Origin of the sequence: Tessaracoccus defluvii (assembly GCF_014489575.1) — a bacterium.
Classification (GTDB): domain Bacteria; phylum Actinomycetota; class Actinomycetes; order Propionibacteriales; family Propionibacteriaceae; genus Arachnia; species Arachnia defluvii.
Genome location: NZ_CP060789.1, coordinates 2,462,874 through 2,485,713 on the forward strand (window position 1 = coordinate 2,462,874; position 22,840 = coordinate 2,485,713).

The following is a 22,840-nucleotide window of genomic DNA, read 5'->3' on the forward strand; positions in this document are numbered from 1 at the left end:
TAGCATCAGCGGAGCGGGAAAGCCGGGAGGCCCGGTCGCAGCTCAGCCTGCAGCCGGACAGGCGGTTCTCAGACCGGAATCCGGGTGGCCCCTGTGATGGCTGCGATGATCTCCTCGTACGTGGCCGAAGCCGCAGCGAAGGAGCCGTTGATGCGCCCGTGGCGCAGCACCACGATCCGGTCGGCCACCGCCCGCACGTCTGTGAGGTTGTGGCTGATGAGGATGACGCCGAGGCCGCGGTCACGAAGGTCCTCGATGTAGCCGAGAACCTCGGCGGTCTGGCTGACCGACAGCGAGGCCGTCGGTTCGTCGAGGACCACCAGTCTCGGTTCCGAGACCAGCGTCCTGGCGATCGCGACACACTGGCGCTGGCCGGACGACAACCCACCGAGAGGGCGGCGCAGGTCGGCGATGCGGGTGCGCAGTCGGCCGAGGTAGCTGCGCGCCAACTCGTCCATCCGCTCGCGATCGAGCAGGCCCCCGCGCACCAGTTCACGGCCGAGGAAGATGTTGCTGGTCACGTCCAGTTCCTCGACGAGCGCGAACTCCTGGAAGACCGTGGCGATACCCAGCCCGATGGCCGCCTGGGCGCTGGGAATGGTCACCGGCACGCCGTCAATCTCGATGGTGCCGCCGTCCGGCTGGTACACACCGGCGATGGCGCGCGCGATGGTGCTCTTGCCCGCGGCGTTGTCCCCCACAAGGGCGACGACCTCGCCGCGCTCCACCGAGAGGTCGATGCCAGTGAGGGCCTGCACTCCCCCGAAGCGTTTGCTGACACCGCGGAGCCGAAGCAGCGGCGATTCGGAGTTGGTGGTCACACGTCCCTCACTTTCAGCGAATCGGCAGTGTCGCTCGCGATGGCGAGCGCCCCCCGCACCTCGGCGTCGTCACATTCACCCTGGACGACGAACACCTCCGGATCGGGGAGCAACGGTCGCGCGCGTAGCACGGTGCGCAGCGGCTCGAGGAACAGTTCACCAGCACTGGCCAGCAGCCCTGTCACACAGATCCGCTCGGGTCCGAACATGACGGCGGCGTCCGCGACGGCCGCGCCAATGCTGGTAGCGGCATGCGCGATGACCTGGCGGCAGCCCGCATCACCCTCGATCGCGCCGGAGACGATCGCCCGGAGGCTCTGGGGGCCGTGGCTCACGCGGAGGAGGTCGGCCAGCGCCTCCTGAGAGACCAGGGTGTTGAGGCAACCGCGGGCCCCGCAGCGACAGATCCGGCCGTTGGGGTCGGCGAGCACGTGGCCGAGCGAGCCGGCAGCTGCGCCAAGCCCGCGGATCGGGCGGCCACTCAGACTGAGGGATGCTTCGGTCACCGAGGACGCCCGCACCACGAGCGCCGAACCCACTCCGCGCAATGCGCCGAAGCGGGACTCAGCAACGGCGACCGCGTCGGCCTCGCGGATGGCCAGCACGTTGCGTCCCAGCCTGCGAGCGAGCACGTCCGCGGGATCGATCTCCCCCCAGCCGGCCAGCGCTTCGAACGACTGCCCGGCCGCCCCCGGCACCGCGAGCCCGACAGCAGCGACCTCGTCGAGACCCGCCCCGACCTGCTCGGTGAGCTCGGCCACAAGCATGGCGACGCGGTCGAGGGTCGTGTCGAAGCGATGCTCGACCGGGAGGGGGAACCGCTGCCGCGACGTCACCGTCCACGACGCGTCGGCGATCAGGATGTCGAGGCGGCGCCGGCCGACATGCACACCCACAGACAGATCGGAGGAGCGGACCAGCGAGACCGCCTGGGCGCGTCGGCCGGACCGAACGGTCGCTGAGGTCTGCACGACCCCCGCGACCTGCAGGTTCTTGACGAGGTTGGAGACGGTCGCCGGGGACAGTCCCGTCACCGCGGCGAGCTCGACCTGCGTGATCTGGCCGTACTGCCGCACGGCCTCGACCACGCTGGCGCTGTTGGCTTCACGCAGCGAGGACTGCGATCCCCTCGCGCCGGTGCCTACGTTCACGGCCCAAACCTAGCATCGAGCGCCGAATCCAGCGGGGACCCAGCCGGAGGCGCATCACGCTCAACCCCATCCCTTGCCTTCACCCCTAGAAGCCAATGCGGAGGCCTCGCCACCAGGCCGTGCTGCACCAGACGAGGGCCACTCACACGCATCCAGACCACACTCCTCCCGCCCCGCAGGTCACAATTCCGTAACGGCTTGGCTTTACAAGTTGACGCCAACCCCGATGTCGAATTAGCTTTGCGTTCAGTAGTCGAAGACATGCCCGTCATGGCTGATGGGGTATGTCAGGTCAAGGAAGACTGGAGGATGCATGGCTGAAAGTCGTGTCCTGCTGGACATGGAGAGCATCACCAAGGAGTTCCCCGGCGTCCGCGCTCTCGACCAGGTGACGATGTCCGTCCGCCGCGGAGACATCCACGCCATCTGCGGCGAGAACGGCGCAGGCAAGAGCACGCTGATGAAGGTCCTCTCCGGCGTCTATCCCCACGGCACCTACGAGGGCCACATCCGGTTCGACGGCGAGGAGATGCGCTTCTCCAGCATCCGGGATTCGGAGGAGAAGGGCATCGTCATCATCCACCAGGAGCTGGCGCTCATCCCCGAGCTCAGCATCACGGAGAATATCTACCTCGGCTCCGAGGTGATGCACGGGCTGCTGATCGACTGGGACCGCGCCCGCCTCCAGTCGATCGAACTGCTCGCCCGCGTCGGACTCGATCTGGATCCTGAGACCCCGGTGAAGCAGCTCGGCGTCGGGCAGCAGCAACTCGTCGAGATCGCCAAGGCGCTGTCGAAGAACGTCAAGCTCCTCATCCTGGACGAGCCCACTTCCGCCCTCAATGAGGACGACTCTGCGAACCTGCTCGACCTGATGCGCGGTCTCAAAGCACGCGGCATCACCTGCATCATGATCTCCCACAAGCTCAACGAGATCGCCGCCGTCTCCGACGCGGTCACCGTCATCCGCGACGGTCATACCGTCGACACCTACGACGTCGTCGCGGGCCAGGTCGACGAGGACCGCATCATCAAGGCGATGGTGGGACGGTCCATCGAGAACCGCTATCCGCACCACACCCCGAACATCGGGGAGGTGCTGCTCGAGGTGTCCGGCTGGACCGTGGAGCACCCGAACCTGCCCGGCCGCCTCGTCGCGAACGACGCGTCCTTCACGGTGCGGGCGGGCGAGGTGGTGGGCTTCGCCGGCCTGATGGGCGCCGGCCGCACCGAGCTCATGCGTTCCCTGTTCGGCCGCAGCTACGGCATCTACCGCAGTGGCGAGATGCGGCTGGCAGGGGAGACGATCGCACCGACGAGCGTCGACGCGGCGATCCGCGCTGGCCTCGCGTACGTCACCGAGGATCGCAAGACCCTGGGTCTGAATCTGTTGGACTCCATCAAGTCGACGATCGTGTCGGCCAACCTCGGGGGTATCGTCTCGGGCGGGCTGCTGCAGCTCGACCGGGAGTCAGAGGTCGCCGAGTCGTACCGGAGGGACCTTCGCATCAAGACCTCCACCGTCGACGTCGGCGTGGCCACCCTCTCGGGAGGAAATCAGCAGAAGGTCGTTCTTGCCAAGTGGATGTACACCAACCCCCAGGTGCTCATCCTCGACGAGCCGACCCGGGGCATCGACGTCGGCGCCAAGTACGAGATCTACCGCCTCATCCACGCCCTCGCAGACCAGGGCAAGGCCGTCATCGTCGTCTCCTCCGAACTGCCGGAGCTGCTCGGCATCTGTGACCGCATCTACACCATCCGGGAGGGCGTCATCACGGGCGAACTCGCGGCCGCCGACGCGGATCAGGAGACTCTGATGCGCCGCATGACCACCACCTCGGACGAGCCGGCCGCCCCGGCCAACTCCTGAGCCACTCTCCAAGGACGAAGAAACCATGAAGCACATCAAGCAGGTGTTCGGAGGAAATCTCCAGCAGTACACCATGGCGCTCGCACTCATCCTGCTGGTCGTCATCTTCAACATCACCACCGACGGCAAGATGCTCACGTCGTCGAACCTGCAGAGCCTGATTTCCGGCTACGCGTACGTCCTGGTGCTGGCCATCGGCATGGTGATGGTGATCGTCGTCGGCCACATCGACCTGTCGGTCGGCTCGGTCGCCGCGTTCGTCGGCATGTCCGTGGCGATCAGCATCCGTGATTGGGGACTGCCCTGGTGGGGTGGCCTGCTGCTCGGCCTGGTGGTCGGCGCGCTCGTCGGGGCCTGGCACGGCTTCTGGCTCGCGAAGATGGGCATCCCGGGGTTCATCACGACGTTGGCCGGGATGATGATCTTCCGCGGCCTCGTCATCTGGATGTCGCACTCGATCTCGGTGCCCGTTCCCCGCGAGTTCCAGATCTTCGGCGCCGGATACCTGCCCGAATGGGGCCCCGCCTTCACCGGCATGAACAACTCGACGCTCCTGCTCGGCATCCTCGCTGCCGCCTGGTTCATCTACAGCGAGCTGCGCCGCCGCCGGAGCCTGCTGGCCCGCAACCACGAGGCCCCGCTGTGGGCGTCACTGACCCGCATCGCGCTCATCGTGATCGTCATCGGCTACATCACGCAGCTGTTCGCCAGCGGTCGGCCCGGCACCTCGTTCCCGATCCCCGGCCTCATCCTCGTCGGCCTCGTGATCATCTACCACATCATCACGCAGCGCACGCGCCTCGGCCGCCACATCTACGCGGTCGGCGGCAACAAGGCAGCGGCCGCCCTCTCGGGCGTCAGCGTCCCCAAGGTCTACTTCTTCGTGATGATGAACATGTCGTTCCTCGCCGCCGTCGCCGGCATCCTCTTCATCGGCCGCGCCACCTCCGCCGGCCCCACCGACGGCACCATGTGGGAGCTCGACGCCATCGCGGCCGTCTTCATCGGCGGTGCGGCGGTCTCCGGAGGCATCGGCACCGTCGTCGGGTCGATGATCGGCGGCCTCGTCATGGCCGTCCTCAACAACGGCCTCATCCTCATGGGCGTCGGCGCCGACCAGACCCAGGTCATCAAGGGCCTCGTCCTGCTGGCCGCCGTCGCCTTCGATGTCCGGAACAAGATCGCCGGCAAGCCGTCGCTGGTCGGCCAGATCGCCCGGCGCTTCAGCCGGGACAAGGTCGAGGCGGCGGCCACCACCGACTGACCCCCGGCACCACCCACCCCCACCCACAGGATCAACGCGGGCCCCGCCCGCGGCAGCAACCATCCCTGCACACCGCAGGAACGAAAGGAAACACGATGAAGTTCAAGGCAGCACCCGTCGTGGCGTCGCTGATCGTCGCGGCCCTCAGCCTGACCGCCTGCGGGTCGGGACGCGAGGGCACCTCGTCCACCGATCCGTCGTCGAACGGCAGCGCACCGGCGGCCGGATTCGCCGCGGACGCCACCATCGGCGTGGCACTCCCCTGGCTCGGCACCCAGAACTGGAAGGAAGCCGAGACGATGTTCAAGGCGGAGCTCACCGAGGCAGGCTTCAAGCCGCTCGTGCAGGCCGCTGACAACAAGGTGCCTCAACAGCAGCAGCAGATCGAGGCCATGATCGAGCAGGGCGCCAAGGCCATCGTCGTCGGCCCCATCGACGGCACCCAGCTCAGCTCCGTCCTCGAGACGGCTGACGCCGCGGGCGTCCTGATCCTCGGCTACGACCGGCTCATCGAGAACACCGCCGCCGTCGATGGCGTCGTCCAGTTCGGCTCGATCCGCACGGGCGAACTGCAGGGCCAGGCCCTCCTCGATGGCCTCGCCGCGAAGGGCGAGGGTCCGTACAACATCGAGCTGTTCGCCGGCGGTCCCGCCGACCCGAACGCGCCGAAGTTCTTCGAAGGGGCCATGAAGGTCCTCCAGCCGAAGATCGATGACGGCACGCTCGTCGTGGTCTCGGGCCAGACCGACTTCACGCAGGCCGCGACGCAGGACTGGGACAACTCCAAGGCTCAGGCCCGCATGGACTCGCTCCTGTCCGGCTTCTACGCCGACAAGCAGATCGACGGCGTCCTCTCGCCGAACGACGGCATCGCCCGGGCTATCATCACCTCGGCCGAGCAGTCGGGCCAGAACCTTCCCGTGGTCTCCGGCCTCGACGCCGAGAACGAGTCGATCGCGTGGATCGCGCAGGGACGCCAGTACTCCACGGTCGCCAAGCCGACCCAGGACCTGGTCGCCAAGACCGTCGAGCTGATCAAGATCGCGCAGTCGGGCAAGGCCCTTCCCGCCGGCGATGACAGCGAAAACAACGGTGCCGTCGACGTCGCGATCTTCCAGCTGGATCCCGTCGTCGTCACCCAGGCGAACCTCAAGGAGGTCTTCGCCAACGACGCGGAGCGCATGGCGCTGATCGAGCAGAACAGCTGACGGGCTCCACCCCATCCCCGAGGGGGTGTCCGGTTCGCCGGGCACCCCCTCCGCACTTGAGCCGGCCCCGTGACGCGGTGCAGTAGGCTCGACAGGAAAATGAACGCGGTTACATTCGTGGTCGCGTCCCCCTGCACGAGAGGTCCAGCACCGTGTCACGCTTCTCCATAGGCGACCGCGATTTCCTGCTCGACGGCGAGCCCCACCGGATCATCTCCGGCGCCCTCCACTACCCCCGGATCCACCCCGGCGACTGGGCAGACCGGATCGAGACGGCCCGCCGGATGGGGCTCAACACCATCGAGACCTACGTCATGTGGAACGCCCACGAGCCCCTCCGCGGAGAGTGGAACGCGGAGGGATGGAACGACCTCGGCCGCTTCCTCGACCTCGTCGCGGAGGCCGGCATGCACGCCATCGTCCGTCCCGGCCCTTACGTGTGCGCCGAGTGGCAGGGCGGCGGCCTGCCAGCCTGGCTCACCGCCATGCCCGGTATCGGCCTGCGCAGCTCCGAGCCCACCTACCTGGCGGAGGTGGAGACATACCTTCGCCGCGTCTACGAGATCGTCGCGCCCCGGCAGATCGACCGCGGCGGCAACGTGATCCTCGTCCAGATCGAGAACGAGTACGGCGCCTACGGCTCCGACAAGGCCTATCTCGCCGAACTGGTGCGCATCACGCAGGACGCGGGCATCACGGTTCCGCTCACCACCGTCGATCAGCCGCAGCCGCAGATGCTGCGCGACGGCAGCCTCCCCGGCCTGCACATGACCGGTTCCTTCGGCTCCCGCGCCGCCGAGCGGCTCGCGACGCTGCGCGACCACCAGCCGACCGGGCCCCTGATGTGCTCCGAGTTCTGGTGCGGCTGGTTCGACTGGTGGGGCAACGAGCACCACACCACCTCGGCCGCCGACTCCGCCGCGGAGCTCGACGCCCTCCTCGCCGCCGGTGCCTCCGTCAACATCTACATGGTCCACGGCGGCACGAACTTCGGGCTGAACAACGGCGCCAACCACAAGGGCCGCTACCTCCCGATCGCCACCACCTACGACTACGACGCCCCCATCGACGAGGCGGGCGACCCCACCGACAAGTACTTCGCGTTCCGCGACGTGATCGCCCGCCACACCACGGTGACGGAGCCTGCCCCGCCCCGCGCGGCGGACCGGCCGGAGGTCACGGCCCCGCTGACCTCGCTCGGCGACTGGCGCCTGGCCGTCGAGACCGCGGCCGCAGTGGCGGACGCTCCCCCAACCTTCGAGGACCTCACCCACGTCAGCGCGCTCATCGAGTACACGGCCGAGATCCCAGCCGAGGCGTTCGGCGACGCGGAGACCGCGCTGCTGACGGTCGACGGCGTCCGCGACCTCGCCTGGGTCGAGGTCGACGGTGTGCGCGTCGGCAGCCTCGCCCGGACCTGGCACGAGCGCAGGCTGACGATCCCACGGGGCCGCACCGTCTCGATCCTGGTCGAGGACCAGGGCCGCGTGAACTACGAGAAGCGCATCGGCGAACCGAAGGGCCTGTTCGGCCCCCGCGTCGCCGGCCTCCCGCTCGTGGGATGGACGGCCACACCCATCGACGTCGCCGCCGTCGGCGAGCGGCTGACGGAAGCCACCGCTCCCGCTGAACCTCTGACGGCGCCGGCGACGGCCCCCGTGGCGCTCCGCGGCGGGTTCACTCTCGATGCGCCGTCCGACCTGTTCCTCAGCACCGACGGCCTCGGCAAGGGCTACGCCTTCGTCAACGGGTTCTTCCTGGGCCGCTACTGGAGCAACGGCCCGCAGCGGACCCTGTACGTCCCCGGCCCTGCCACGCGGGCCGGCGACAACACCGTCGTCCTCCTCGAACTGGAGGGGACGGCGGAGACGCAGGCACGGTTCGTGGCCAGGCCGCACCTCGGCCAGTCCGTGCAGTAGTCAGCGGCGTTTCCGCGGGCCGGCGACCGGCCCGCGGAACGCGCTACGACGTCACTGGTCGGCGGTGCGGACCCCGACGGTGAGCATGACGTTGGCGTAGAGGCGCTGGTCGCCCGACGCGATGTACACCGTCACATCCGACGACTTCGCCAGCTCGTAGAAGTCCCAGCGGGGGATCTCGGTGAACGGCACGCCCGCCATGGTGGCCCGGTACTCGTCGTGGGCCGGGATGCTGTCGGGGCGCTCGATGCCCGTCGCGTCGGCGGCGGGAACCATGATGGAGACCTCCTCGACCGGGATCGTCTCCTTGACCACGTCGAGGATCTGGCTCACCGTCAGCAGCCCGGGCGCGAGGTTGAGGTAGACACGCTCGGCAGCCGGGTTCACGCCGTTCATCGACGGGTAGTTGCCGTCGCCGATGAGGATCCGGCCGCCGTGGCCGGCGCGGCCCAGCGCGCCGAGAAGTTGGGGATGGGTCATGGGTCCGTAGAGCACGGTTGTTCCTTTCAGGTGGATTCTCTGACGACGAGGGTGGGCCGCAGCATCGTCGACGACGACGGCTCCCCTCGAGCTTGGCGCTCAACGCCTCGACGGCGACCTCGCCCAGCCGGGTGAAGTCCTGCCGCAGCGTGGTCAGCGGCGGCCAGAGCGCGTCCGCGCCGGCCATGTCGTCGAAGCCGACGACGGCGACGTCGGCGGGCACCCCGACGCCGCGACGGTGCAGGGCACCGAGGCAGCCGATGGCGAGCTGATCGTTGGCCGCGAAGACGGCGTCGGCGTCGGCGGGCAGCTGCCCCATGAGGGGCACCGCGGCCGCCGCATCCCAGGAGCCTGCGGCCAGCACGGTGGTCGGCAGCCCCAGCTCGGCGCATGCCTCGAGATAGCCCGCGTGACGCTCGGCGGCATCGGTCCAGTCGAGCGGGCCGGACACGTGGATGATCTTCCGGGCACCACGTTCGGCCAAGTGCCGGACGGCGTGCACCGCACCCTCGTGCTGGTCGATGGCGACCGACGTCATGGGCGACTCGCCGTGCGGGATGCGTCCGACCAGCACAGTGGGGATGGCGGCCGACACCACGTCGACCCACGGCGCAGGCTCGGTGCGTCCGCCGATGATGATGATGCCGTCGGTGCTGAGCGGCACCAGGTCGGCCGCGTCGGCGGTGGGACCGACGCCCGGTGGCACCACGGTCGTCGAGATGTGGAGCCCACGATCGGCCAGTCGCTGGCAGATGGCCACGAAGGTGGCGGCGTGGCCGTGGAACAGGGGCACGGCCACGATGACGTGCACCGAGCCCGTCCGGTGGGCCGACAGCGACCTGGCCGCCAGGTTCGGCTGGTAGTTGAGCTCGCGGACGGCGGTCATCACCCGCTCCCGGGTCGGTTCCGCGACGACGGAGACGCCGCGCACCACGCGCGACACCGTCTGGATGGAGACGCCAGCGGCCTCCGCGACGTCGCGTAGGTTGACCCGTCTGACCGCTGGGCTCATCGCGCCGGATCGTAACGGACGGTCGAAGCGGTGGCTCCGATAACGGCGTTGCGGTCCGCCGGAGCCAGGTGCCCCATCACCTCGAGCTGGGCCAGCATCGAGCCCAGCACGGAGGCCTCCACCGGGCCGGCGACGACGGGCATGCCGACGGCGTCCGCCGTCAACTGGCAGAGCAGCGCGTTGCGCGATCCGCCGCCGACGAGATTCAACTGCGGCACGCGCGCGCCGGTCAGCGCGTCGAGGGCGGCGACGCCGTCGGCGTAGCGGGTGGCGAGGGACTCCAGCACGACCCGAACGATAGCCCCCTCATCGAGCGTCGGGAGGCCGGTACCGGCCTCATCGATCACTTCGCGCACGCGGTCGACCATCGCGTCGGGGACCGCGAACCGCGGATCCTCGGTGTCGATCACGATCCCGGTCGACGGCGCGGCCTCCGCCAGCCGCAGCAGTTCGACGATGTCGTGCGTGCGGCCCTCGTCACGCCACTGGCGCTGGCATTCCTGGAGGATCCACAGACCCGTCAGGTTGAACAGCGGCCGCAGCCCGGCGTCGGCGCGGGCCTCGTTGGAGATGCCCAGCTCCCTCGCCTCCTGGGACAGCAGCGGCCCGTCACGCAGCACACCGAGCACCGACCAGGAGCCGCAGCTCAGGAAGTAGGCGTCGCGGGCGGTGTCGCGCTGCAGCGCGTGCACCGCGCAGGCGGTGTCGTGGCCGCCGGCCCGCACCACCGTCAACTGTCCGAGCCCCTCGACGGTGCACGGCCCGACGACGGCGTGTTCGGGCGCGACGGCGCCGAACCAGGAGGCGGGGATGCCGAGGGCGTCGAGCACGTCGCCGGAGAAGGCGTCGGCGCCCGGGACGCAGAGTCCGGAGGTGGAGGCGGGCGAGCGGGACCACCCGGGTATCCCAGTCAGGAGGAAGGTGAAGTAGTCGGCGAGGAACAGGACGCGCTCGGTGCGCCCGGCGGCCTCGGGCTCCTCGGTCAGGTAGGCGAAGAGCTGGTTGCTGGAGTTGATGACGGCGGGCGCGATCCCCGTGGCGGCCCAGGCGGCCTCGTCGTCGAGGCGGGCGCAGTACCCGTCGAGGGTCCGCGTCGTGCGGTCGTCGCGGTAGCAACGGCCGGGTGTGACGGGGCGACCGTCTCCGTCGAGCGGCACGTAGTCGACACCCCACGTGTCCACGGAGACGCTGATGGCGTCGGGGAACATCGCGACGGCGTCACGGAGTCCTGCGACGACCTCGTCGCGGATGAAGTCGAGGTCCCAGCTCAGGTAGCCGTCGATGTGTCGGGCGCGGTGGGGGAACCGGCGCACCTCGACCTCGTCGATGCGGCCGTCGCGGTAGGTACCGGCGACGACGCGGCCCGAGGATGAGCCGAGGTCTACGGCGAGGACGGTGACCGGCACGAGCCGCTCCTTCCAAGGGTGGGGATGGTGCGCCCCGGGTCGCCCGGCCGAAAGGGAAAGCCGGGCGCCCGGGGCGCAGGATCAGGTCAGGCGTACAGCGGGCCGAAGTTCGCGCAGGCGCGGAAGTCCGCACCTTCGAGATCCTTCGTCCCGAAGGACGACCACACCTTGGGCCGGAAGATCTTCTCCTCCGGCACGTTGTGCATGTTGACCGGGATGCGCAGCATCGAGGCCAGCGTGATCAGGTCGGCACCGATGTGGCCGTACGAGATGGCCCCGTGGTTCGCGCCCCACTGGTTCATGACCTCGTAGACGCTGCTGAAGGCACCCTCGCCGGTGATGTTCGGCACGAACCAGGTGGTCGGCCAGGCCGGGTCGGTGCGCATCTCGATCGTGGTGGCGACCTCGTCGGGCAGTTCGACGGTGTAGCCCTCGGCGATCTGGAGGACCGGGCCGAGCCCGTCGACCAGGTTGATGCGGCACATCGTCACCGGCACCTCGCCCGCGGAGCGGAAGTGTGTCGAGAAGCCGCCGCCACGGAAGTAGCCGACGTTGGCCGGGTGGAACTCGGTCGCGTCGAGCATCGCCTGGCAATCCTCGTCGGTGAGCTCCCACCAGTTCTTGATGACGTTCTCGCCGTCCTGCGTGGCCGCGAACGTGCCGTCGAGGGTGGTCGAGCCGGAGTTGCGCAGGTCGATGACGCCGCCGGCGGCGCGTCCCTCGAGCTTGTGTCCCGTGACGCGCTCGACGGCCTCGGGGCTCCAGTAGGTGCGGACGTCGGAGAACAGCTGTGACTTGTTGGTCAGCAGGTAGTTGAACACCATCGACGCGCCGTTGAGGGCGTCGTTCTCGGTCGCCAGCATGTAGGGGGCGCGCTTGCCGTTCCAGTCGAACGTGGTGTTGAGGATGGTCTCCATCAGGTCACCGTTGGGCATGCCGTCGGTCCACTGACGCTGGCCCTGGAAGCCCGCCGCGAGGGCGCCGTGGCCGTTGGCCTCCTCGCCGAAGCCGAGCTCGGCCAGGCGCGGGTTGCCGACCATGAGGTCGCGGGCGATCAGCGTCATCTTGGTGCAGTATTCCCACCACGAGTCGTACTGGTCGGGCATCTGCTGCTCTTCGGGGTTGAAGTCGCGGCCCTGCTTCAGGTTGGCCCGCACCCAGGCGTAGGCCTTCTCGTACTCGTCCTTGTCGTAGATCTCCTCGCGGACGCGGCGGTCGAACTCGGACATGTCGATGTACTCGTTGCGCATGCCGAGGTACTTGACCCAGAACTCGTCCTTGACGACGGAGCCGGCGATGCCCATGGACACGCCACCCATCGCCAGGTACGACTTGTGGCGCATCTGCGCGACGGCGAGGCCGGCGCGGGCGTAGGCGAGGAGGCGGTCCTTCTCGGCCTCGGGGATGCTCTCGTCATCGGCGTCGAGGACGTTCTCGCCGTAGATGCCGAAGGCGGGGATGCCCAGCTGGGCGTGACCGGCGAGCGCGGCCGCCAGGTACACGGCGCCGGGACGCTCGGAACCGTTGAAGCCCCAGATGGCGTGTGGCATGTTGCGGTCCATGTCCACCGTCTCTGTGCCGTAGCACCAGCACGGGGTGACGGACAGGGTGAGCCCGACGTTCTCGCGACGGAACTTCACGCCGGCGGCCTGGGCCTCGGCGACACCGCCGATGGTGCTGTCCGCGATCACCACCTGAACGGGGGTGCCGTCGGGGTAACGCAGTTCGGACTCGTAGAGCTCCGCCACCCGCTTGGCCATGTTCATCGTCTGGTCCTCGAGGCTCTCGCGGACTCCACGACGGCGGCCATCGATGATGGGTCGGATGCCGATCTTGGGGTAGTTGGTCACGGATCACACCTTCTTGTGTGGGCTGGGGTATTCGGGGTTCCGGCGCAGGAGTCAGCAGGCCGGCCGCTGGTGGTCGTGGGGGTGGGCCCGGATCGACCGGGCCCACCCCACACGGGTCACTCGTAGAGGTTCGCGGCGATCTCGGGATCGTCGATGTTGCTCTTGTCGTACCAGGCGAAGCCGGAGTCGATGATCTTCGGCAGTTCCATGCCGTTGATGGCCTTGATGGCGGCGGTGACCGTCTCGTAGCCCATCTTGACCGGCGACTGGGTGATGGCGCCGGCCTGCTTGCCGTCACGGATGGCGCTCATCTGGATCTCGCCGGAGTCGAAGCCGACGACCTGGAGACCAGCCTTGTTGACCTCGATGGATGCCTGGACGGCACCGGTGGCGGCGGCCTCGTTGGTGCCGTAGACACCGGAGATGTCCGGCGTGGAGTTGATCAGCGACTTGGCGGCGTTGGTGGCCTCGTCGACGGATCCGGCGACGAGCGGCTCGAGCAGCTTGACGTCGGGGGCGTTGTCCTTCATCCAGTCCTGGAAGCCGTCGCAGCGCTGCTTACCGGTCTGGGACGTGACATCGTGGCAGACGAGGCCGACGGTCCCCTTGTTGCCGATGAGCTCGGCCATGTGCTTGGCGGCCTCCTGAGCGGCGGCGTAGTTGTCGGTCTGGACCGTGGTGATCGGGGCGTCGGAGTCGACGCCCGAGTCGAAGGCGACCAGCGGGATGTTGGCGGCCGAGATGCGGTCGAGAACGTCGGTGGCGGCGGCGGTGTCAAGCGCAGCCAGCCCGATGGCGGCCGGCTTGGTGGCCAGAGCGGTCTCGAGCTGGTCGAGCTGGATGGTCACGTCCTTCTCGCTGGGAGGGCCGACGAACTCGACCTTGTAACCGTATTCGGCACCGGCCTGCTCGGCGCCTTCCTTGACGGCCTGCCAGAAGCGGTGCTGGAAGCCCTTGGAAACGAGGTAGATCGTCTGGGTGCCGTCACCCTTCGGGATCTCACCGTCGGCCGGAAGGGTCGACTCGGCGGGCGGGGTGGACTCCGCCGGCGCACTGGTGGCCGGCTTGGTCTCGGACGGGGCGGGGGTGCCGCCGGGGGTGGACGTGGAGCAGGCGGTCAGGCCGAGCATCAGCGCGGCGGAGACTGCGATGGTCGAGCGCAGCATGCGCATGGCGGTTTCCTTTCGTTGGCGGGAGTTCGTTCTCCCGGATAAGAGGTGCTACGGATAGTGGGGTGGGCCGGATCCGTCGTCAGATGGCGCGGGCCCGGTTCCTGCGGACGTTGTCGGCGAACACGGCGGCGAGGACGATCACGCCGGTGACGACGAACTGCCAGGACTGGTTGACCTGCATCATCTGGAGGCCCGTGATGAGGGTCTGCATGAGGAGGGCACCGACGAGGGTGCCGAGGATGTTGGCCCGGCCGCCGGCCAGCGAGGTGCCGCCGATGACCACTGCCGCGATCACGTTGAGCTCCATGCCGAGGCCCTCGGCGGGCTGCACCACACCGGTGCGGGCGGCGTAGAGCACCGCGCCCGCCGCCATGAAGATGCCTGCGGTGACGTAGACGATGGTCTTCCAGAACTTGACGTTGACACCGGAGAGGCGGGTCGCCTCCTCGTTGGAGCCGATGGCCAGTGCGTAACGGCCCAGCAGGGTCTTGTTGAGGATCACCGCGGCGATGATGGCCAGCACGATGAAGATGACGGCGGCGTTGGGGATGCCAGGAATGGTCGTGGTCGTCGACAACACCCGGAAGTCGGGGTTCTCGATCTTCATGGGGCGCGTGTCGGAGATGACCAGCGCCAGGCCGCGCGCCACGAGCATCATGCCTAATGTGGCGATGAACGGCGGCAATCCCAGGAACGAGATGTTGAGGCCGTTGGCGAGCCCGACGAGGCCGCCGAAGAGCAGGGCGAGCAGCAGGCCCAGCGCGAGCGGGAGGTTCAGGAAGTCACCACCCAGGAAGAAGGCGGTCATGACCGCGGCCAGGGAGAGTCCGGTTCCCACGGAGAGGTCGATGCCGCCGGTGGCGATCACGAAGGTGGCGCCGAGCGCCATCACACCCGTCGGGGCTGCGCGCAGCAGGATGTCGGGCAGGATCCCGGGTGCCGCGAAGCCGTTGGCCATGATCATGAAGAACACGTAGACGACGATCAGTGCAGCGAAGACGAAGATCTGCTGGAGAGACGATTGGGCGATCGTCTTGACCCTCGAGGGGGTCGTGGTGGCTGCGGTGGTGCTCACGCGGCGCTTCCTTCCATGCGGGGCTTGCCGACGGTGGCGAGCTCCATGATGTTTTCCTGGGTGGCATCCGCGTTGTCGAGGATGCCGGTGATGCGTCCCTGCGCCATGACGGCGATGCGGTGCGCGACGCGCAGCACCTCCGGGAGCTCGGACGAGATGACGATGATGGCCTTGCCCTGGGCGGAGAGCTGCTCGATGAGCTCGTAAATCTCCTCCTTGGCACCCACGTCGATGCCGCGGGTCGGCTCGTCGAAGATGAGGACGTCGCAGTTGCGCACGAGCCACTTGGCGATGACGACCTTCTGCTGGTTGCCACCGGACAACTTGCCCAGCAGCTGGTTGACGCTGGGCGTCTTCACCTTCAAGAGCTCCGAGTACTCCGTGCCGACGGTGCGGATCTTCCCGTCGAGCACGAACCCGCCGATGCTGAAGTCACGCATGGCCGCCATGACGGTGTTGGCCTTGATGTCCTGGTCGAGCAGCAGACCGAAGGTCTTGCGGTCCTCCGACAGGTAGCCGATGCCTGCACGCACCGCATCCGAGGCGCCGCGGATCGCGATCTCCTTGCCATGCACGCTGATCGTGCCGCTCTGGCGCGGGTCAGCCCCGAAGACGCAGCGGGCAAGTTCCGTGCGGCCGGCGCCCATCAGACCGGCGAACCCGAGAACCTCGCCGTGGCGCACCTCGAAGTTGATGTCCTCGAGCAGCTTCTTGGTGGAGAGGTTCTCCACCTTGAGGACGACCTCGTCGCTGGTGACCTCCGTGCGGGGACGGGCGTCGCCGGAGACCTCACGGCCCACCATCATCGAGATGATCTCGCGGATCTCGACCTCCTTGGTGGTGACTGTGCCGACGTACTGGCCGTCACGCAGCACCGAGACCCGGTCGGTAATCTCCTCGATCTCGGGCATGCGGTGGGAGATATAGATGAGCCCGGTCTCAGGGGTGACGAAGTCGCGGATCATGCCGAACAGCGCGTCGGTCTCCGCCACGGTCAACGCCGCGGTCGGCTCGTCCATCACGAGAATGCGCGAGTCGTACGACAGCGCCCTGGCGATCTCGACCATCTGCTGCCGGGCGACGGACAGGTCGCGGATCAGCGCCTTGGGATCGAGGTGCATCCCGAGGCGGTCGAACAGCTCCCCGGCCCGCTTGTTGAGTGCCGCGTCGTTGATGAAACCGCGACGGTGACTGCCGGGCCGACCGATGTACAGGTTCTGCGCGACCGTGAGGTCGGGAACCATGTTGAGTTCCTGGTGGATGATGCTCAGCCCGAGGGACCGGGCGTGATTGACGTCGTGCACCTCGACCTGCGTCCCCTGCAGCCAGATCTCGGCACCCGGATCAGGTGTGTAGATCCCGGTCAGGATCTTCATGAGGGTCGACTTGCCGGCTCCGTTCTCTCCGCAGAGGCCGAGGACTTCACCAGACATCAGATCGAGATTCACCCCCTGCAGGGCCTTCACGCCTGGGAACGTCTTGGAGACGTTCTTCAGCTCAAGCAGCTTGCTCACCCGGATACTCCTTCGTACCTTCGTCCGCCGGGTCTGCCGTGACCCGGTAAGAACGATGTTAACGCTAGCAGACCCCTCTGGCAACACCAAGCGGTGTTACCGAATCGTGATGGGCGACGCCCCTGAGGCACACCGGCACCCTGCCGTCCGGGTGTCGGACCGGGCTCGGTTTCGCTGCCCCAAACCGGGCCTGACGTGTATCTTTACGGGTTGTGGCGGAAGGGGCGAAGATGCTGATCGGGCGGAACAGGCAGCTGGCTGAGCTGATCCTGGCAGGCTCCGAGCGCCGCACCGGCGTCGTCACCTGGTTGCAGGGCACGGAGGGCGTCGGAAAGTCGACGCTGGCGCGCGCCGCATCCGCCCAGTCGGGCCGGGTTGTCCACCACATCGACGTCTACCCCGAGGACCGCGATCACCCGCTGGCGGCCGTCAGGGAACTGGGCGCCCTGCTCGGCGTCGGCCTTGACGAGGCCGAACCCTCCCGCAGCCTGCTGGGGGCGCTGGAGGCGGCCGGTCCCTGCTGCATCCTCCTTGAGGACGCCCAGTGGATGGACGAGGCCTCACAGCAGGTGTTGTGGCAGGTCGTGCGGCGCAGCCGCCTCCTGCCCGTGTGGATGATCGTGACGAGCACGGCCGAGTCCGGCCCCCTCTTCGACGGCCTGTCGCTCCTGCTCCGGTCGCCGGACCGGGGCCGGCTCATCCGGATCCCCGAGTTCACGGAGGCGGAGACCGCCGACTTCCTCCGGACCGAGCTCGGGTTCCCCGTCGAAGGCGATGCCCTCATCCGCGCCCACGCCATCACGGGCGGCTCACCCGCGCTCCTCTCCTCACTGGTGGACCAGCTGCGGCTGGCCGGACGCGCTGTCAACGTCCGCACCGTCCTGAACACACTGACGACCCGTCACCGCGGCAGCGGCCTGGTCCGCGACCACGTCGCCACCGTCATGGCCACCGCCTCACCGACCGAGCGCGCCTCGCTGATCGCCCTCGCCCAGTCCGGCGACCTCAGCACCGCACAGCTGGGCAAGATCCTGGAAGCCCAGTCCCTCCCCGACACCGGCGCGGCCTCGCTGACCGACTCGGGGCTGGTCGAACGCAGCGGCCCGCAGCTGGTCCGTCTCCGGTACAAGGGGGCCGCCGGCGAGATCCTCGACCATGCGACGTGGACCGAGTCACGCGACTCGCACGCTGCGCTCGCCGAGGTACTCGGCGGTCTCGAGGCCCTCGATCATGCAGTGGCCGCCGCCGGCCCGGCCGAGGCCCCTGCCGTCCTGGCCGATCTGCAGGTCCGGTTGATCGACGCCTACGCGCAGCACGACCTGACGCTCGCCTTCCGGCTGGCCCACCTGGCCTCCAGGCTCGACCCTTCGGTCACCATCGAGGTCGTGCTCGCCGCGCTGCGTTCCGGCCGCCCCACCAGGCTGCTCGACATCGCCGACGACCTCGCCGACCTTCCCCCCTCCGTCCTGCGGACGTCCGTGGAGGCACTGCTCGACACTGAGCAGCTCGACGTCACGTCAGCGGTCGAGCGCCTCACCCGCCTGGACCCTGCCGCCATCGCCGACCCCCGGGAACTGGTCATCCTCACCCAGGCCTGCGTCCACCTCGTGATGCGCTCCCTCCTGGAGTCGACCCCGCCGCTCCGCGACGCCTTCCGCCCCCTGCTGGTCACGCTCCGGGACCGCTCGAACGACACGACCCTGCCTCCCTGGCAGGCGGCCGAGCTGGCCCTCAACGCCGTGGTGCTCGAGGCCCTGATCGTGCACGCCTTCGACGACCGGGTACCGCCCGCGGAGCGGATCGAGCCTCTGCTGGCGTTGGCGGACCGCGCTGCCGCCGATCCCCGGACCGCCGCGGTGGCCCCGCTCGTCTCCTCCCTCGCCGGAATCCTGCATTACGTGGTGGGCGATCTCTCCGCGGCGCACGAGGAGCTGAAGCTCACCGGTCCGCTGTTCCCCCCGATGCTGCTGTTGCAGACCCAGCTCACCCAGGCCACGCTCGCCTTCCTGCACGGCGACTGGGACCGCGCGCACACTCTGGCCGACCGGCAACTCGGCAACGCGCTCGACGCGCTCGAGGTCGGCACGTGGCAGCAGGCGTTCGCGGTCGCGAGTCTCGTTCCCGCGGTGCGGGGGGAGGACGACGTCGTCCGCACTCACCTGGACTGGCAGGCGTCAGCCACGGTCGCATCGGTGGGCGAGGCGCAACGGAACCTGACGCTGGCCTGGCAGGCGATCGCCCGCGGGGACCAGGGGGATGTCGTCGCCGCTCTTCTCGATCCGGTCTGGCATGCGGGCCTCATCTCCTACACAGGCTCCCTCACCTCCGGGGCGTTGCGCGTCTCGGCGCACGCGAGGGCAGGCAACCTGGACGGCGCCGCCGCGGCACGGTCCGCGATCCTGACCGAGCCCTACGAGCGGAGGGCACGTGACTACGCCCTCGCCCACAGTGACGCCATGCTGGCGGCCGCCGCGGGCGACGCCACCGCAGCGGAGCGCCTGTTCACCGAGGCAGTGGACCATCTCGATGCGCATGAGGCGGCACATCCCCGGGCGACTCTGCGCGTGTACCGGATCGTGCTCGCCGAGGACTGGGTACGCTCCACCCTCGCCGCAGGCGGGACCCCCTCGGCAGCTGCGATCTACCTGCTCGCCGAGAGCACCCGTCTGCTGGCGGCGAACGGCGCCGGCGCCTGGAGGGACCGGCTGGCCAGGCTCGCCGCAGGTCTCCCCGCGACGCACTCCGTCCCCGCCGCTCGCCACCGGCTCGAGTCGCTGACGAGCCGGGAGCGGGAAGTCGCGTCGCTAGCCGCCTCGGGGCTCACCAACAAGGAGATCGCGTCGCAGCTGTTCGTCACCGTACGCACAGCCGAGTACCACGTGCACAATGCGATGACGAAGCTGCAGGTGTCATCGCGCGCGCGGCTCCACGGCGTCTTCGCCGCCTCCGGCCGCTGACAGGCCCTGGCGAGCGGAGAGTTCGTCTGGGTCTGGGACGCGCCTTCCCCATCCGGGTGCGCAGGTCACCGCAGGTTTGCGATCGTCCCCCGACGATCTTCCTGGTGCCAGCCGAACTTCTCCGCTCTTAGGGTCTCCCCCCGCAGATAAGCATGCCGCCTTCCGGACCCCGCGCCAACCCCAGGGAAACGATTCCGGTAGAACTACCAGGTATCACACCAAGCATCCCGGTAGTGTTCCGCCACGGTCGCCCACCGGACGGGTTGCCGAACGTCAGTAGGTATCTTTCGACGTGGGGTCGTCACCGTCGGATGCTGGGGATATGGTGGCCGAAAGGCCACAAAGGGGTGACGAAAGATGATCACGGGGCGGCGGGTGCAGCTCGCGGATCTTGCTGCCCTCGCCCGCGCTGCCACGTCCGGAGCCAGGATCGCCTGGCTGGTCGGCGCCGAGGGCGTCGGGAAGTCCACGCTCGCCGGCGCAGCCGCCGCGGCCTCCTGCCTCCCGATCCTCCAGTTGGACGCCTACCCGAGGACCTCTCTGAGCCCATGGCGACGGTGCGCGACCTGGCGGAACAGTTGGGTGTGGAACTCGGCGACCGTCCCGCCATCGACCTGTTGCGCGGCCTGGCCGCCCACGGCCCCGAGTGCATCCGGCTCGAGGACGCGCACTGGGTGGACGACGCGTCCCAGCGCATCCTCTGGCAGGTGGTCCGGCGGCTCCGGGAGGCCCCCGTACTGCTGCTGGTCACCAGCGTTCCAGGCGCCGGCCCCCTGTTGGACGGGCTCGGCCTGCTGCTCCGGTCCCCCGAACGCGGCCGCGTGTTCCAGCTGTCCCCCTTCAACGCCGGGGAGGTGGCCGACTACCTGCACAGCCGGCTGGGCATGCCGGTCGAAGGGGAATCCCTCGACCGGATCGTCGCGACGAGCGGCGGGTACCCGGTGCTGCTGAGTTCGCTCGTGGATCAGTTGCGCATGGGGGATCCGGCGACGACGATGACCGCAGCGCTGCGGCGGATGGCCAGCCACACGGTCGGCAGCGAGGTCCTCGGGGAACACGTCGCCGCGGTCCTCACCGGGGCACGGCCATCGGAACGGGCGGCGTTGGTCGCGCTCGCCCAGGCGAGCGAACTGTCTCTGGGCCAGCTCGGAGAAGTGCTCCGTCTCCGGGATCTCCCCGACCTCCGGCTCGATCTTCTCCTCGCGGGCGGGCTGGTGGACCGGAACGGTTCGCGCCTGCGGATGCGTCACCGGCTGGTCCAGCGCGACCTCCTCGATCAGGTTCCCTGGGCAGAGGCCCGGGCAGGGCACGCCGCGCTGGCGCAGATCCTCAGCGGCCTGCAGGCGTTGGAACATCGAGTGGCTGCCGCCGACGCCACGACTGCACCGGCCGTGCTCGCCACGGTCCGTGGCCTGCTGGACGAGGCTCACGCACAGGGGGACCTGAGCCACGCCTTCCGGGTGGCAGAGCTGGGCGTCGCCCTTGACCCCCAGTTGCTGGCCGAAGCGGTCCTGGCCACCCTCCGCGCGGGACGGCCCGCCAGGATCCTCGACCTGGAGGACCACCTGCACAATCTGCCCGCCTCGGCAGCACGGACGGCGGCGATCGCGATCCTGGAGCTGGAGCGGGCCGGCGTCCAGCCCGCAGCCCACCGGCTCCTGCGCCTCGACGCGAACCTCGTGCCCGTGTCGCCCGACCTCCTGATCCACGCCCTCGCCGTGCTCCAGGTCGCCACGGAGGCGGCCGTGCAGAACGAGAGCCACCTCATCCCGCCCTTCGCACCGTTGATCGAGGTCCTGCGCGTGCGGGCCACCGAGACCGACGACGAGGCCCTCGCCGAGGAGTTGGGGCTGATCGCCGTCTCCCTGGAGATGCTCCACCTGGCCAACGACCCCGCCCTGTCCGCGGCGGAGCGGCTCACCGCAGTGGCGGATCTCAGCACCCGGGCCACAGCGCAGGGCATCGCCCGGCTCGCGGGCCCGCTGGCCCGCGTGATGACGGCGCTGACCGACTACCTGGCCGGCAACCTGGCCGCGGCACGCTCCTCGATGGCGGGCCCGCTCCCCTTCACCGTCCCTCACCTCCGGCTTCATGCCGACCTGGCGCTGGCCAACATCTGCTTCATGAACGGCGACTGGGGCGCCGCCGACAGCCTCGCCGAGGCCCAGCTGACAACGACGCTCGACACCCTGCCGGCCAGCTACTGGCACCAGGCCTTCTCCATGGCGGCGCTGGTCCCCGCCGGTCGAGGTGAGACGACCCGCGTCGACACCTACCTGAGCTGGAGGAGCGCCCCGCGGATCGCATCGCTCGCCGATGTGTGTCACCAGCTGGCGCTGGCCTGGGCCAACGTGTCCACCGGCGGTTCGCCTGCCGACCTCGCCCAGTGCGTCGACAAGATCTGGGAGGCACGGGTCCTCTCCCATGCCGGCGCCTACGCCACGGGTGCGCTGCGGGTCCGTGGACACGTGCGGGCGGGCAACATCGCGGCGGCCCGTGCCGCGCGGGAGCAGTTGGAGTCGACGGACTACGAGCCGACGGCGAAGGCCTACGTCCTCGCCCATGCCGATGCCCTGCTGGCCTACGGAAGCGGGCAGGCCGCCGAAGCCCACAGACTGTTCGGCGAGGCGCTCGCGGCGCTCGACACCCAGATCGCCGAACAGCCGGGCGGAGGGCTGCGCATCTTCCTCCCGGTGCTGGCCGAAGACTGGATGCTGCTGACGATCGAGCACCCGGTCGATCCTGTCGCCGCGCTGCGCACCCTGGAGCGGGCCGAGGCCCTGCTCGCCAGTTGCGGAGCGGGCCCCTGGGGTGCCCGCCTCGAGCACCTGCACGCCGCGCTGAGCACGACTTCCCCGGCTATCCCGGAGGATGGATCGACCCCGATGTACCTCCTGCTGCCGGACCTGACGGCCCGCGAGCTGGAGGTGGCGGCACTGATCGCCGCTGGCCTCAGCAACAAGGAGATCGCCGACCGGCTGTACGTGTCGGTCCGCACCGCCGAGTATCACGCGAACAACGTGCTGCGGAAGCTCCGGACCCGTTCCCGCAGGCAGCTGCGCGACCTCCTGCCGCACCTGACGGGCGGCTGACGGCAGGCAGCAGAAAGCGACGTGGGCCCCGGCGGTTGCCGGGGCC

At 69.0% G+C, this 22,840-nt stretch carries 15 protein-coding genes and 2 pseudogenes; 7 read left to right on the forward strand and 10 right to left on the reverse strand.

Going from position 1 to position 22,840, the window contains the following annotated elements:
• Positions 1 to 68: 68 nt before the first annotated feature.
• Positions 69 to 821, reverse strand: coding sequence for an ATP-binding cassette domain-containing protein (locus H9L22_RS11820; protein WP_187720099.1), 753 nt, complete (start codon positions 819 to 821; stop codon positions 69 to 71).
• Positions 818 to 1,972, reverse strand: coding sequence for an ROK family transcriptional regulator (locus H9L22_RS11825; RefSeq protein WP_187720100.1), 1,155 nt, complete (start codon positions 1,970 to 1,972; stop codon positions 818 to 820). The genes H9L22_RS11820 and H9L22_RS11825 overlap by 4 nt, the downstream gene beginning before the upstream one ends.
• 313 nt (positions 1,973 to 2,285) lie before the next feature.
• On the opposite strand from H9L22_RS11825, the gene H9L22_RS11830 reads away from it, so the two are divergent.
• The 4 genes from H9L22_RS11830 to H9L22_RS11845 all read left to right on the forward strand — a co-directional run bounded on the left by H9L22_RS11830 (position 2,286) and on the right by H9L22_RS11845 (position 8,236).
• Positions 2,286 to 3,845: a sugar ABC transporter ATP-binding protein gene (locus H9L22_RS11830; protein ID WP_187720101.1), complete on the forward strand. Its 1,560-nt coding sequence runs from the start codon at positions 2,286 to 2,288 to the stop codon at positions 3,843 to 3,845.
• 25 nt (positions 3,846 to 3,870) lie between these two features.
• The gene (locus tag H9L22_RS11835; protein WP_187720102.1) at positions 3,871 to 5,109 is read left to right on the forward strand and encodes an ABC transporter permease subunit; all 1,239 of its coding nucleotides are present in this window, start codon (positions 3,871 to 3,873) and stop codon (positions 5,107 to 5,109) included.
• A gap of 95 nt (positions 5,110 to 5,204) precedes the next feature.
• Positions 5,205 to 6,317, forward strand: coding sequence for a substrate-binding domain-containing protein (locus H9L22_RS11840; RefSeq protein ID WP_187720103.1), 1,113 nt, complete (start codon positions 5,205 to 5,207; stop codon positions 6,315 to 6,317).
• A 152-nt stretch (positions 6,318 to 6,469) separates the two neighbouring features.
• Positions 6,470 to 8,236, forward strand: coding sequence for a glycoside hydrolase family 35 protein (locus H9L22_RS11845; RefSeq protein ID WP_187720104.1), 1,767 nt, complete (start codon positions 6,470 to 6,472; stop codon positions 8,234 to 8,236).
• 51 nt (positions 8,237 to 8,287) lie between these two features.
• Here the strand turns inward: H9L22_RS11845 and H9L22_RS11850 are convergent, their stop codons facing one another.
• Positions 8,288 to 8,731, reverse strand: coding sequence for an RbsD/FucU family protein (locus H9L22_RS11850; RefSeq protein ID WP_187720105.1), 444 nt, complete (start codon positions 8,729 to 8,731; stop codon positions 8,288 to 8,290).
• Between the two features lie 64 nt (positions 8,732 to 8,795).
• Positions 8,796 to 9,314, reverse strand: a pseudogene (locus H9L22_RS20470) (substrate-binding domain-containing protein); the annotation flags it as partial.
• Between H9L22_RS20470 and H9L22_RS11855 the strand changes: the two are divergent.
• The gene (locus H9L22_RS11855) at positions 9,238 to 9,579 is read left to right on the forward strand and encodes a hypothetical protein (RefSeq protein WP_187720106.1); all 342 of its coding nucleotides are present in this window, start codon (positions 9,238 to 9,240) and stop codon (positions 9,577 to 9,579) included. The pseudogene H9L22_RS20470 and the gene H9L22_RS11855 overlap by 77 nt on opposite strands.
• 47 nt (positions 9,580 to 9,626) lie before the next feature.
• Here the strand turns inward: H9L22_RS11855 and H9L22_RS20475 are convergent.
• The 6 genes and pseudogenes from H9L22_RS20475 to H9L22_RS11885 all read right to left on the reverse strand — a co-directional run.
• A pseudogene (locus H9L22_RS20475) lies at positions 9,627 to 9,728 on the reverse strand (LacI family DNA-binding transcriptional regulator); the annotation flags it as partial.
• Positions 9,725 to 11,134, reverse strand: coding sequence for a rhamnulokinase (locus H9L22_RS11865; protein WP_187720107.1), 1,410 nt, complete (start codon positions 11,132 to 11,134; stop codon positions 9,725 to 9,727). The gene H9L22_RS11865 and the pseudogene H9L22_RS20475, both read right to left, overlap by 4 nt.
• An 86-nt stretch (positions 11,135 to 11,220) precedes the next feature.
• Entirely contained in the window at positions 11,221 to 12,984 is a 1,764-nt protein-coding gene (locus H9L22_RS11870) for an L-fucose isomerase (RefSeq protein WP_187720108.1), read from the reverse strand.
• A 116-nt stretch (positions 12,985 to 13,100) separates the two neighbouring features.
• Positions 13,101 to 14,156, reverse strand: a complete 1,056-nt coding sequence (locus tag H9L22_RS11875; RefSeq protein ID WP_187720109.1) for an ABC transporter substrate-binding protein — start codon at positions 14,154 to 14,156, stop codon at positions 13,101 to 13,103.
• A 79-nt stretch (positions 14,157 to 14,235) separates the two neighbouring features.
• Complete coding sequence (locus H9L22_RS11880; protein WP_226965824.1) at positions 14,236 to 15,231, reverse strand: ABC transporter permease; 996 nt, start codon at positions 15,229 to 15,231, stop codon at positions 14,236 to 14,238.
• A complete protein-coding gene (locus H9L22_RS11885) occupies positions 15,228 to 16,745 on the reverse strand; it encodes a sugar ABC transporter ATP-binding protein (RefSeq protein ID WP_187720110.1) in 1,518 nt (505 codons plus the stop codon). Before H9L22_RS11885 ends, H9L22_RS11880 begins: the two co-directional genes overlap by 4 nt.
• A 230-nt stretch (positions 16,746 to 16,975) precedes the next feature.
• Between H9L22_RS11885 and H9L22_RS18985 the strand changes: the two genes are divergently transcribed.
• Positions 16,976 to 19,702: a helix-turn-helix transcriptional regulator gene (locus H9L22_RS18985; protein ID WP_226965825.1), complete on the forward strand. Its 2,727-nt coding sequence runs from the start codon at positions 16,976 to 16,978 to the stop codon at positions 19,700 to 19,702.
• Positions 19,703 to 20,250: 548 nt separating this feature from the next.
• Positions 20,251 to 22,794 carry a helix-turn-helix transcriptional regulator gene (locus H9L22_RS11895; protein ID WP_187720111.1) on the forward strand — a complete coding sequence of 848 codons (2,544 nt, stop codon included), beginning with the start codon at positions 20,251 to 20,253 and terminating at the stop codon, positions 22,792 to 22,794.
• Positions 22,795 to 22,840 lie beyond the last annotated feature (46 nt).